The organism is Variovorax sp. GW821-FHT09A10 (genome assembly GCF_059418385.1).
Map to the genome: position 1 here is coordinate 1 of NZ_JBWKPT010000013.1, position 11,924 is coordinate 11,924.

Consider the following 11,924-nt stretch of genomic DNA (forward strand, 5'->3'; position numbering starts at 1 on the left):
CCGTCCATCTGAGCGGCGCCCGTGATCATGTTCTTCACATAGTCGGCGTGACCGGGGCAGTCGACGTGTGCGTAGTGGCGGTTGGCCGTTTCGTACTCGACGTGCGCGGTGTTGATCGTGATGCCGCGGGCCTTTTCTTCGGGCGCTGCGTCGATCTGGTCGTAAGCCTTGGCTTCGCCGCCGAACTTGGACGACAGAACAGTTGCGATCGCAGCCGTCAGCGTGGTCTTGCCGTGGTCAACGTGACCGATCGTGCCCACGTTCACGTGCGGCTTGGTGCGGGTGAATTTACCTTTTGCCATTTTTCAATCCTTGAAAGAGCATGTCCCGTGTGTTGGTTTTATGTCTGCATCCGATTGCTGGTTCGCCCCGCACGGGAACAGGGCGGCACCGGATCGCAGACAAGAAGGGCCATGCACTGCATGGCCCCACATTCTTGAAATTTACTTCGAACGCGCAGCGACGATGGCTTCAGCGACGTTACGCGGAGCTTCAGCGTAGTGCTTGAACTCCATCGTGTACGTGGCGCGGCCTTGCGTGGCCGAGCGCAGCGTGGTCGAGTAGCCGAACATTTCCGACAGCGGGACTTCAGCCTTGATGAGCTTGCCGCCACCGATCATGTCGTCCATGCCTTGCACCATGCCGCGACGGCTGGACAGGTCGCCCATCACGTTGCCGGCGTAGTCTTCAGGCGTTTCGACTTCCACGGCCATCATCGGCTCGAGGATGACCGGGCTGGCCTTGCGAGCGCCTTCCTTGAAGCCGAAGATGGCGGCCATCTTGAACGCCATTTCGTTCGAGTCCACGTCGTGGTACGAACCGAAGTGCAGCGTGACCTTGACGTCGACGACGGGGTAGCCCGCCAGCACGCCTTGGGTCAGTGCTTCCACAACGCCCTTTTCCACTGCGGGGATGTATTCGCGAGGAACCACACCGCCCTTGATGGCGTCGACGAACTCGAAGCCCTTGCCGGCTTCCTGCGGCTCGATCTTCAGGACGACGTGACCGTACTGGCCCTTACCACCCGACTGGCGAACGAACTTGCCTTCGGCTTCTTCGACGGTCTTGCGGATCGTTTCGCGGTAAGCCACTTGCGGCTTGCCCACGTTGGCTTCCACGCCGAATTCGCGCTTCATGCGGTCCACGATGATTTCGAGGTGCAGTTCGCCCATGCCGGAGATGATGGTCTGGCCGGATTCTTCGTCGGTACGCACGCGGAACGACGGATCTTCCGAAGCCAGGCGCTGCAGGGCGATGCCCATCTTTTCCTGGTCGGCCTTGGTCTTCGGCTCGACGGCCTGCGAGATCACGGGCTCGGGGAATTCCATGCGCTCCAGCGTGATCATGGCGTTCGGGTCGCACAGGGTTTCGCCCGTGGTGACGTCCTTCAAGCCCACGCAAGCGGCGATGTCGCCGGCACGGATTTCTTCGATTTCGAGACGTTCGTTGGCGTGCATCTGCACGATACGGCCGATACGCTCTTTCTTACCCTTGACCGGGTTGTAGACGGTGTCGCCCTTGCTCAGAACGCCCGAGTACACGCGCACGAAGGTCAGCTGGCCGACGTACGGGTCGGTCATGAGCTTGAATGCCAGCGCCGAGAACTTCTCGCCGTCGTCGGCCTTGCGGGTCACGTCTTGTTCGTCGTCGTCCGTGCCGTGCACCGGAGGAATGTCCAGCGGCGAAGGCATCAGTTCGATCACGGCGTCGAGCATGCGCTGCACGCCCTTGTTCTTGAACGCGCTGCCGCACAGCATCGGCTGGATTTCGCCGGCGATCGTGCGCGTGCGCAGACCGTGGGTGATTTCCTCGAGCGTCAGGTCACCTTCTTCAAGGTACTTGTTCATCAGCTCTTCCGACGCTTCGGCCGCGCTTTCGACCATCTTCTCGCGCCATTCCTTGGCCAGCTCGACCAGCTCGGCGGGGATTTCGCGCGTTTCGAACTTCATGCCTTGCGAGGCTTCGTCCCAGAAGATCGCCTTCATCAGACGCAGGTCGACCACGCCCTGGAACTTGTCTTCGGCACCGATCGGAATCACGATCGGCACGGGGTTGGCCTTCAGGCGGTCGACCATCATCTGGCGAACGCGGAAGAAGTTGGCGCCGATGCGGTCCATCTTGTTGACGAACGCCAGACGCGGCACCTTGTACTTGTTGGCCTGGCGCCAGACGGTTTCCGATTGGGGCTGCACGCCGCCGACCGAGTCGTACACCATGACGGCGCCGTCCAGCACGCGCATCGAGCGCTCGACTTCAATGGTGAAGTCCACGTGGCCGGGGGTGTCGATGATGTTGATGCGGTGCTCGGGCAGCGAGTGGTCCATGCCCTTCCAGAAGCAGGTCACGGCAGCCGAGGTGATCGTGATGCCACGCTCTTGCTCTTGCTCCATCCAGTCGGTCGTTGCCGCGCCATCGTGCACTTCACCGAGCTTGTGGGTCACGCCCGTGTAGAACAGGATACGTTCGGTGGTGGTGGTCTTGCCGGCGTCGATGTGCGCGGAGATACCGATGTTGCGGTAGCGCTCGATGGGGGTCTTGCGGGACATGGTGTACTTTCGGGTTTAAATGCGTTGAGCGCTGGGCGTCGAGCACGGGCGATTTCGCCCGGTACTCAACCCCCAACGCTCAAGAGACGTGTGATTTTTAGAAGCGGAAGTGGCTGAAGGCGCGGTTGGCTTCTGCCATGCGGTGCACTTCGTCGCGCTTCTTCATGGCACCGCCACGGCCTTCCGTGGCTTCCATCAGTTCGTTGGCCAGACGCAGGGCCATCGACTTCTCACCGCGCTTGCGGGCAGCTTCCTTGATCCAGCGCATCGACAGGGCGAGGCGACGGACAGGACGGACTTCGACCGGCACCTGGTAGTTCGCACCACCGACGCGGCGCGACTTCACTTCGACCATCGGCTTCACGTTGTTGATGGCAACGGTGAACGCTTCGAGGGGGTCCTTGTCCGGGTTCTTCTTCTCGATGAAGTCGAGGGCACCATAAATGATGCGCTCGGCCACAGCCTTCTTGCCGCCTTCCATGATCACGTTCATGAATTTGGACAGCTCGACATTGCCGTACTTGGGATCCGGCAGGATTTCACGTTTGGGGACTTCGCGACGACGTGGCATTTTTCTAACCTCTTTGCTTCAGTTGGCATCGTTTCCGATACCGCGAGAGTCAGTCAGGACTCTCACTTACTCGACCCGACAGTGGGTCACTTCGTTCGACAAGCCCGCCAAGGCCATCGAACACCGCTTTGTTTTTTGACGACAGGAAGGCTTAAGCCTTCTTGGGACGCTTCGCGCCGTACTTGGAACGCGACTGCTTGCGGTCTTTCACGCCTTGCAGGTCGAGCGAACCGCGCACGATGTGGTAACGCACACCGGGCAAGTCCTTGACACGACCGCCGCGAACCAGCACGACGCTGTGTTCTTGCAGGTTGTGGCCTTCGCCGCCGATGTAGGAAATGACTTCGAAGCCATTGGTCAGACGGACCTTGGCAACTTTACGAAGCGCCGAGTTGGGCTTCTTGGGCGTCGTGGTGTAGACGCGGGTGCAGACACCGCGACGTTGCGGCGAGTTCTGCATGGCAGGGCTCTTCGAATTGATCTTTTCGACCGTTCGACCCTGACGCACCAGTTGATTGATGGTTGGCATGAATGAATTAGTCCCAAAACAACCCGACTTTGGTAGTGAAACCGCCCTTGGTCGTGACTCAAGGAAGCCGGGAATAACGAAAACGTGAAACCCTTCGGAAAATTCCGAAAAGCCCACGAGTATAGCAGGCGGGTCTGAAATGGCAATGTCAGGCGCCTGAGGCGCCCGCCACCACCCGTTTCAAGGCCCTTTTTTGCCCGCCTCTTACTTGATCCAGAGACGCACAGCGTCCCAGGCGCGGCCGAAGACGCCGGCCTGCTCGACCGGCTCCAGCGCGACCAACGGCACGTCGGCCAGGGGCTGGTCGTCCAGCGTGACCTTGAGCGAGCCGACGGCCTGGTACTTGGTGAACGGCGCGACCAGCGGGTCGGGGCGCGACACCTGCGTCTTGATCTTGCTGGCGGAGCCGGTCGGCACGGCGACCACGATGGCTTCGGGTCGGCCCAGCTTCAGCACGTTGGCCTTGCCCTTCCAGACGGCGGGCGTGGCGGCGGGCTGGCCGGCTTCGAACAGGCGCACGGCGTCGTAGGCCGTGTAGCCCCAGTTCAGCAGCTTCTGCGACTCGTTGGCGCGCACGGTCTCGCTGGTGGCGCCCAGCACGATCGACAGCAGGCGACGGCCGCCGGTCAGGTTCGGGAAGTCGCGCTTGGCGGTGGCGATCATGCAGTAGCCGGCGGCGTCGGTGTGGCCGGTCTTCAGGCCGTCGACGGTCGGGTCGCGGAACAGCAGCAGGTTGCGGTTGGTGTCGTTGGTCGACGGCGTGCCCGGGTAACGGTACTTCTTGATGGCGTAGTACTTGGCTTCCTCGGGGAAGTCGCGCACCAGGCGGGTGGCCAGGATGCTCAGGTCGCGTGCCGTGGTCGTGTGGCCGGGCGCCGTGAGGCCTTCGGGGTTCTTGTAGGTGGTGTTCTTCATGCCCAGCACCTTGGCCTGGGCGTTCATCATCTCGACGAAGTGCTCCACCGTGCCGCCCACGCCTTCGGCCAGCGCCACCGTGGCGTCGTTGCCCGACTGCACGATCACGCCCTTGATCAGGTCTTCCACCGGCACCTGCATCTTGGGGTCGATGAACATGCGCGAACCGGGCATCTTCCAGGCGCGCGGGCTCACCGGCAGGGTCTGGGTCAGCGTGATCTTCTTGGCGCGCAGCGCATCGAACGCGACGTACGCGGTCATCAGCTTGGTGAGCGAGGCCGGCTCGATGGGGCTGTCGATGTCCTTCTGCGCCAGGATCTGGTTCGCGGTCACGTCGAGCAGCAGGTAGCTGCGCGCGGCGATTTCAGGCGGGGCCGGCATCTGGGCGGCGGCGATCACGCCAACCGAGGCAGCAGCGGTCAGCACCAGTGCGCGAAGCGCAGTGAAAAAACGATTCATGGGGAAGATAAGAAGAGACGAGGACAAGCCTGCAAGGCTTTCATTCGGTGCCCGCGCGCAGATGGCGGGCGACCAGGCTTTTGAGCAGCGGCAATTGTCCGTGAAAGAAATGGCCGCCCCCGGGAATAACCGTGACAGGGAGTGACTGGGGGCGTGCCCAGTCCATCACGGCGGCGAGAGGCACGGTGTCGTCGGCTTCGCCATGGACCACCAGCGCGCGCTCGTGCGCGTCGGCCGGCAACGTGGCCACCGAGAAGCGCGAGGCGGCCGTACCCACCAGCACCAGTTGCCGCACGTCGCGTGCGGCCCAGAGCTTCTCGGCCGCGCAGCTGGCCACGAAGGCACCGAAGGAAAAGCCGGCAATCGCCAGTCGGCCTTCGGGCGCGAGCTGGCCGACGACATGCAGCATGTCCTCGAGTTCGCCGCGCCCTTCATCATGGACGCCTTCGCTGGCGCCGACGCCGCGGAAGTTGAAGCGCACGGCCGTCCAGCCGCAAGACACGAAGGCGCGTGCCAGGGTCTGCACGACCTTGTTGTCCATCGTGCCGCCGAACAGCGGGTGCGGATGCGCGATCACCGCGATGCCGCGCGCGTCGCCGGACGGCAGGTCGCGCTGCACCTCGATCACGCCCGCGGCGCCCTGGAGGCTGATTTTTTCGGTCTGGGAGTTCATGGCGCTGGGGTTGGCTGGGCCGGCGATGCCGGCAACGTGCACGGTACGAGCACGGGGTCCGCAGGAAAGTTCAGCGGCCGACGTCGGGCGGCAACACCAGCCGCTCGACGACCTGGCCATTCTTCAGATGGGACTCGACGATCTCGTCGATGTCCTCGGCGTCCACGAAGGTGTACCAGACGGCCTCCGGGTAGACCACCGCCACGGGCCCGCCCGCGCAGCGGTCGAGGCAGCCGGCCTTGTTGACGCGCACCTTGCCGGGCCCGGCGAGCCCCTGCTCCTTCACCTTGGCCTTGCAGCGGTCGAAGCCTTCCTGCGCGTTGTGCAGGGCGCAGGAATCTTCGCCGTTCTTGCGTTCGTTCAGGCAGAAGAAGATGTGGCGGCCGTAGTAGCCGGACGGCGCGGTGGGAGTGGTGCTGGGCATCGATCGATTTTATGAGCGCGCTCAGGACGAGGGCGGGGGCGATACAGGACGGCTGCGCCGCGACAGCGCGGCCAGCACATAGACCAGCACCGCGAAGGGCCAGCCCCAGCCCAGCCACTGGGCCAGGCCGTGGAAGCGGATGAAACGGCCCTGCTCCCAGGTGGCCAGGGTCTGCGCAAAGTAGGCGCTCTCGGGTGCCTGGTTCAGCAGGCTCAGCTGGAGCACGAGCCCCATGAGCAGCAGCGCGCCGCACAAACGGCGCGGCGCGAACAGCAACAGCACGCCCGCGAACACCGCCGCGGCCAGCCCGACCTGCACCGGCAAATCGAGCCAGGCCCACGCATGCGCGGGGCCGTAGCTCATGGCCGCCGACAAGGCCGAGGCCGCGACGCCTGCGAGCAGGATCAACGGCAGCAGCACCGCGCGCTGCACCACGTTGCGCGCCACCAGGTAGCCCAGCAGGCACGGCACCAGCGCGCCAAGCATCACGCACAGCAGCTCCACGGCCGGCACCAGCGGCTCGAGCTCGAACTGGCGCACGGGCAGCCAATCGATGAAAGGCGTGTCGAGCAGCCACTCGGAAATCGTCGTCTCCAGCCGTTCGAACACTTGGCCGAGACCGAAGGTGACGGCGGCGGGGAACAGCAGCGCAAAAGGCCAGAGCGCGAGCAGCACAAGCCCGCCGCGCGCGTCCTCGACGAACCATTGCGAGCGCACGCGGCTCCAGTGCGCGATCGCCCCCATCCGCTCCAGCGCCGCGGCCAGCACCGCGCCGAGCACCGTGCCGGCGGTGTTCAGCCCCAGGTCGACATTGGAAGGAATGCGCGCCGGCAAATAGCTCTGCAGCGTCTCCATGGCAAAGGCGATCGCCGCGCCCGCCACCGTGGCGCGCAGCAGCGCGCGCCAGACACTGTGGCTGCGCCCCGTGCGCAGCACGGTCAGCGCGCACAGGAAACCGAAGGGCACGTAGCCCACCACGTTCACCCCGAAGTCGAAACCCGTCCAGTACTTGGGCCAGGGCGCCGACAGGTAGGCCCAGGGCGCGATCCCCTGGTCGCGCCAGTCGGCGAAGGGGTACAGGCTGGCATAGACGATCAGCGCCGCATAGGCCAGCGCCAGGGGGAGCGCGGCAGACTTGTGCGGCATGTCTACCGTCGACACGGCATCAGAAAGGTTTCACCACCACCAGGATCACGATGCCCAGCAGCAGCAGCACGGGCAGTTCGTTGAACCAGCGGTACCAGCGGTCGCTGCGGCGGTTGCCGCCGGCCGCAAAACGGCGCAACAGCACGCCGCAGCCATGGTGATAGCCGATGGCCACCAGCACCAGCGCCAGCTTGGCATGCATCCAGCCGTTGCCCGGGCCGCGTCCGATGCCGTAGCCCAGCCAGAGCCAGGCGCCGAACACCAGCGCCGGCACCGCCAGGAAGGTGGTGAAGCGCAGCAGCTTGCGCGCCATCAGCAGCAGGCGCTCGCGCTCCGCGACCGACTCGGGCGGCACCATCGCCAGGTTGACGAAGATGCGCGGCAGATAGAACAGCCCGGCAAACCAACTGGCAATGAAAACAATGTGAAGAGATTTGACCCAGAGCATGGCGGCAGTTTAGTGGTGGCTGCACACTGAGCCCTTTTGGGGCCCTTTGCCAAGGTTTCGGGCAAAAAAAAGCCCGACGTCTTCACGTCGGGCTGGGAAGCCCTTTTGCTGTCACACATCAAGGCACCCGCTCAGGGAGGAAAAGCGGGGAGCGGCAAGCCGCCCGCTTCAGAATTTAACAAAGACGAAACAAGGTTTCAAGCGATTGAGGCAGTTTCTTTGACTTTTACAACAAAAATCTAGAACTTAAGTTCTATTAATTCCTGTAGTTGTCAGACAACTTGCTTCCCGGAGCCCTGGGCTGCGTTTTTCCGCTTCAGGCACAATTTTAGATATATGACGTCACCATTTTCCCCGCTCGCCATGTTCCCCGCCGGCCGCCCGCGACGGCTGCGCCGCGATGCCTTCACCCGCAACCTGGTGCGCGAGCATGCGCTGACGACAAGCGACCTGATCTACCCGGTGTTCGTGCAGGAAGGCGAGAAGCGCCGCGACGCCGTGGCCTCGATGCCCGGCGTGGACCGCCTGAGCCTCGATTTGCTGCTGCCCGTGGCCGAGCAGTGCGTGCAGGCCGGCATTCCGGTGATGGCGCTGTTCCCGGTGATCGACGCCAGCCTCAAGACGCCCGCGGGCGACGAGGCCTTCAACCCCGACGGCCTGATTCCCCGCGTGGTGGCCGCGCTCAAGGCGCGCTTCCCCGAACTGGGCGTGATGACCGACGTGGCGCTCGACCCCTACACCAGCCACGGCCAGGACGGCCTGCTCGACGACACCGGCTACATCCTCAACGATGCCACCGTTGAAGTGCTGGTGAAGCAGGCACTCACACAATCGCAAGCTGGCGTGGACATTGTGGCGCCGAGCGACATGATGGACGGCCGCATCGGCGCGATCCGCACCGCGCTGGAAGCCCGCGGCGACATTCACACGCGCATCATGGCCTACAGCGCCAAGTACGCCAGCGCCTTCTATGGCCCCTTCCGCGACGCCGTCGGCTCGTCCGCCACGCTCGGCAAGAGCAACAAGAAGGTCTACCAGATGGACCCCGGCAACAGCGACGAAGCCCTGCGCGAGGTCGCCATCGACATCGCCGAAGGCGCCGACATGGTCATGGTGAAGCCCGGCATGCCCTACCTGGACATCGTACGCCGCGTGAAGGACGAGTTCCGCGTGCCGACCTTCGCCTACCAGGTGAGCGGCGAGTACGCCATGCTCAAGGCCGCCGCCCAGAACGGCTGGCTCGACCACGACGCCGTGGTGCTCGAAAGCCTGCTGGCCTTCAAGCGCGCCGGTGCCGACGGCGTGCTGACCTACTTCGCGCTTGACGCCGCCCGGTTGCTACAAAAATAATAGCTACTGCGGCATGCCTGCCGCACCTCCACGGCACTTCTGGCGTGGAAGAAGAACCACCGGGGGCGAGTGTCCATGCGCATCTTCGAAATCAGCCGCTCGCAGGTCAGCGAGCACGCCTCGCTGGCGCCGCTGGCCGTGCCGGGCGCCTGCGCCGCCGCCAGCTACCTCTGGATTTCGCTGACGCGCGACGAATTCCGCGCGGCCCAGTCCGAGGTGCAGCAGATCCTGCAGACGCTGTGCCAGACCCAGCTGGTCGACCTGCACGTGGCCGACCTGCTCAACGACCAGTTGCCCTCGCACTACGACTACACCTCGCTGTACGACGTGCTGGTGTTCCGCCGCCTGGCCACGGGCAACGGCCAGGACAGCGCCGAACCCTCACCCTCACCCTCACCCTCACTGCCGCAACGCCCGTCGCGCGGCGGCCCGCCGGTGCTGCGCCGCATCGACACCCGCCCGGTCGGCTTCGCGGTGTTCGACCGCGTGCTGCTGTCCGTGCACCCCGAGGACGGCACGGTGCGCGACGCCTTCGCCGCCCGGCTGCTCGCGGCGGCCTCGTCCGACGAGCGCGGCACGCCCGCGCTCGACGTGCGCGCCACCTCGGCCCGCCTGCCGGCCAGCCCCGCCGACCTGATGCTGCGCATCGTCAACCTGATCGTCGACGGCTACCTCGACCTGCGGCGCGAGCTCACCAAGCAGCTCGACCACTGGCAGACCGAGCTCATCGACCCGCGCAGCCGCTTCACCAACTGGAGCGCGCTGATGGAGGCGCGCCAGTCGCTGCACCGCCTGGACGAAATCTGCGAAGACCAGCGCGCCGCCATGCAGGACTGGATCGATTCGCTCGAAACCCTGCCCGTGCCGCAGGGCGAGACCGCGCAGCGCGAGCGCGACCTGATCATGGTGCGCAGCCGCGACGTGCTGGAGCACATCCAGCGCGTGGTGCACCACGTGCACCGGCTCGAGCAGAACGCCGAGACCGCCGTGCAGATGCACTTCAGCGTCCAGGGCCACCGGGCCAACGACATCATGCGGGTGCTGACCGTGCTCACCGCCATCTTCCTGCCGCTGAACCTCATCGCGGGCATCTTCGGCATGAACTTCGAGTTCATCCCGCTGGTGCACAAGGCGGACGGCTTCTGGATCGCGATGACGGCCATGCTGGTCATCGCGGTGCTGCTGGTCCTGGTCTTCTGGCGCAAGCGCTACCTGGCCCGCACGCGCTGAGCGCCCATGAAAAAAGCCACGCGGATGCGTGGCTTTTTTCTATCAGCTCGGGCCGCCCCGGAAGGCGGCTGGCTTCGCGGCCAATTACTTGGCGACGGCGCCCGAACCTTGCTGGGCTTGAACGCGTGCGTCCATCGGGTTCACCATGGTCGAGATGACCTTGCTGTTGACGCGCGAACCCGAGGTCACGTTCTGGTCGGGAGCGTAGGCGGTGCGGATGGCTTCGGCTTCGACGATCGAACGGTCCTTCGACACGGCCACGGTTTCCGCGCCGCGCGAACCACGCACGACGTTCTGGTTCGGGGCTGCGGCGGTGCGCTGGGCTTCGGCGTTGACTTCGTCGCGGCTCTTGGACGAGATCACTTGGGTCACGCCTTGGTACGTCTCGGCTTGGGCGCCGGTGGCGGCCAGGAGGGTCAGGGCGGCGGCTGCGAAAATGTGCGAGGTCTTCATGTCTGTTCCTTGTGTTCGGCTAGATGGGATGTCCACCAGGCTTGCACGTTGGCTCGCCTGTGCGGCGAGTGTCAGCCGGAATTCCTCCGGGAAAACACTCGGTTCAGAGACACGGTGTTTCCTGTAGCGAAACAATCAGTCAACAAAGTCGTGCACGCAAAAAACCGGGGTGTTCGCCGCCTGACTGCTTCCGGCTTACACCAGAACCCCGCGCCGGTCCTATCCGGCAAAACCCCCGAGAATCGGCACACCGCGCTCCCTCGCGAAAAACAACGGGTTTCACTGACATGGACAGTCTCGATCTGATCAAAACCTTCCGGGAAGTCGCCTCGCACGGCAGCTTCTCCCAGGCCGCCAAGCGGCTCGACATGTCGAAGGCCACGGTCAGCAAGTACGTCGCCGAACTCGAAACCCGCTTCGGCGTGCGCCTGCTCAACCGCTCCACGCGTTCCGTCAGCCTCACCGACGCCGGCCAGCTGCTGCTGGAGCGCAGCACGCCGATGCTCGAGATGGTCGAGCTCACCCAGGCCGAGCTGCAGGAGCGCGCCAGCCAGCCCGGCGGCCGGCTGCGCATTTCGGCGCCGCACGGCATGGGCAACGGCGAGTTCCCCGACCTGCTGGCCGACTTCATGCGCCACTACCCCGACGTGAGCATCAGCCTGCAGCTGACCAACCGCACCGTCGACCTCGCCGAGGAAGGCATCGACGTCGACATCCGCAGCGGCCCGGTCGAAGACGCCAACCTCATCGTGCGCAAGCTGCGGCTCATCCACATGGTGGTCTGCGCCTCGCCGGTCTACTGGAAGAAGCACGGCAAGCCCGCGCACCCGCAGGAGCTCGCCCACCACGAGGCGCTGACCCATTCGCTGCTGGGCACGCAGCCCGTGTGGCGCTTCGATGACAACGGCCAGCCGCTGGACGTGCAGGTCAAGAGCCGCATGGACTGCACCGAAGGCGCACCGTTGATCCGCGTCGCGATGCGCGGCTTCGGCGTGATCTACCTGCCCTCGCTGCTCGTGCAGTCGCACATCGACAGCGGCGAGCTGGTGCCGGTGCTCGAAGGCTATGCGCGCAAGGACATGTGGCTGTCGGCCGCCTACCTGCAGCGACGCCACAACAGCGCGGCGCTGCGCGCGCTGCTCGACTTCCTGCAGACGCGGGTCGGCGCCAAGAAATAGAA

13 protein-coding genes are annotated in these 11,924 nt (G+C 64.7%); 3 read left to right on the plus strand and 10 right to left on the minus strand.

Translation table 11 applies throughout. The features are described from left to right. The 9 genes from AC07Q9_RS29390 to AC07Q9_RS29430 all read right to left on the minus strand — a co-directional run. Positions 1 to 302, minus strand: a 302-nt coding sequence (locus AC07Q9_RS29390; protein ID WP_495312722.1) for a GTP-binding protein, incomplete at its 3' end; no start/stop codon positions are given. A 141-nt stretch (positions 303 to 443) separates the two neighbouring features. Further along, on the minus strand, positions 444 to 2,546 hold the full coding sequence (gene fusA / locus AC07Q9_RS29395; protein WP_489061049.1) for an elongation factor G: 2,103 nt from the start codon (positions 2,544 to 2,546) through the stop codon (positions 444 to 446). A 97-nt stretch (positions 2,547 to 2,643) separates the two neighbouring features. Next, the gene (rpsG, locus tag AC07Q9_RS29400) at positions 2,644 to 3,117 is read right to left on the minus strand and encodes a 30S ribosomal protein S7 (protein WP_007829591.1); all 474 of its coding nucleotides are present in this window, start codon (positions 3,115 to 3,117) and stop codon (positions 2,644 to 2,646) included. Between the two features lie 151 nt (positions 3,118 to 3,268). Further along, entirely contained in the window at positions 3,269 to 3,646 is a 378-nt protein-coding gene (rpsL, locus tag AC07Q9_RS29405; protein ID WP_013543948.1) for a 30S ribosomal protein S12, read from the minus strand. A gap of 204 nt (positions 3,647 to 3,850) precedes the next feature. After that, a complete protein-coding gene (locus AC07Q9_RS29410) occupies positions 3,851 to 5,020 on the minus strand; it encodes a D-alanyl-D-alanine carboxypeptidase family protein (protein WP_489061051.1) in 1,170 nt (389 codons plus the stop codon). A 40-nt stretch (positions 5,021 to 5,060) separates the two neighbouring features. After that, entirely contained in the window at positions 5,061 to 5,693 is a 633-nt protein-coding gene (locus AC07Q9_RS29415) for an alpha/beta hydrolase (protein WP_495312723.1), read from the minus strand. 70 nt (positions 5,694 to 5,763) lie between these two features. Beyond that, positions 5,764 to 6,117 (minus strand): (2Fe-2S) ferredoxin domain-containing protein, encoded by a 354-nt coding sequence (locus AC07Q9_RS29420; protein WP_495312724.1) that lies wholly within the window; start codon positions 6,115 to 6,117, stop codon positions 5,764 to 5,766. Between the two features lie 21 nt (positions 6,118 to 6,138). Next, positions 6,139 to 7,263, minus strand: coding sequence for a VanZ family protein (locus AC07Q9_RS29425; protein ID WP_495312725.1), 1,125 nt, complete (start codon positions 7,261 to 7,263; stop codon positions 6,139 to 6,141). A 19-nt stretch (positions 7,264 to 7,282) separates the two neighbouring features. Next, positions 7,283 to 7,711 carry a CopD family protein gene (locus AC07Q9_RS29430; RefSeq protein WP_062478845.1) on the minus strand — a complete coding sequence of 143 codons (429 nt, stop codon included), beginning with the start codon at positions 7,709 to 7,711 and terminating at the stop codon, positions 7,283 to 7,285. Between the two features lie 336 nt (positions 7,712 to 8,047). Here AC07Q9_RS29430 and hemB point away from each other — a divergent pair, with 336 nt between their 5' ends. Then, entirely contained in the window at positions 8,048 to 9,061 is a 1,014-nt protein-coding gene (gene hemB / locus AC07Q9_RS29435) for a porphobilinogen synthase (protein ID WP_495312726.1), read from the plus strand. Between the two features lie 75 nt (positions 9,062 to 9,136). Continuing rightward, positions 9,137 to 10,291 (plus strand): magnesium transporter CorA family protein, encoded by a 1,155-nt coding sequence (locus AC07Q9_RS29440; protein ID WP_495312727.1) that lies wholly within the window; start codon positions 9,137 to 9,139, stop codon positions 10,289 to 10,291. An 84-nt stretch (positions 10,292 to 10,375) separates the two neighbouring features. Here the strand turns inward: AC07Q9_RS29440 and AC07Q9_RS29445 are convergent, their stop codons facing one another. Beyond that, complete coding sequence (locus AC07Q9_RS29445; protein WP_062478764.1) at positions 10,376 to 10,744, minus strand: hypothetical protein; 369 nt, start codon at positions 10,742 to 10,744, stop codon at positions 10,376 to 10,378. 287 nt (positions 10,745 to 11,031) lie between these two features. Between AC07Q9_RS29445 and AC07Q9_RS29450 the strand changes: the two genes are divergently transcribed. Further along, a complete protein-coding gene (locus AC07Q9_RS29450; RefSeq protein WP_139700428.1) occupies positions 11,032 to 11,922 on the plus strand; it encodes a LysR family transcriptional regulator in 891 nt (296 codons plus the stop codon). The last annotated feature ends 2 nt before the right edge of the window (positions 11,923 to 11,924 follow it).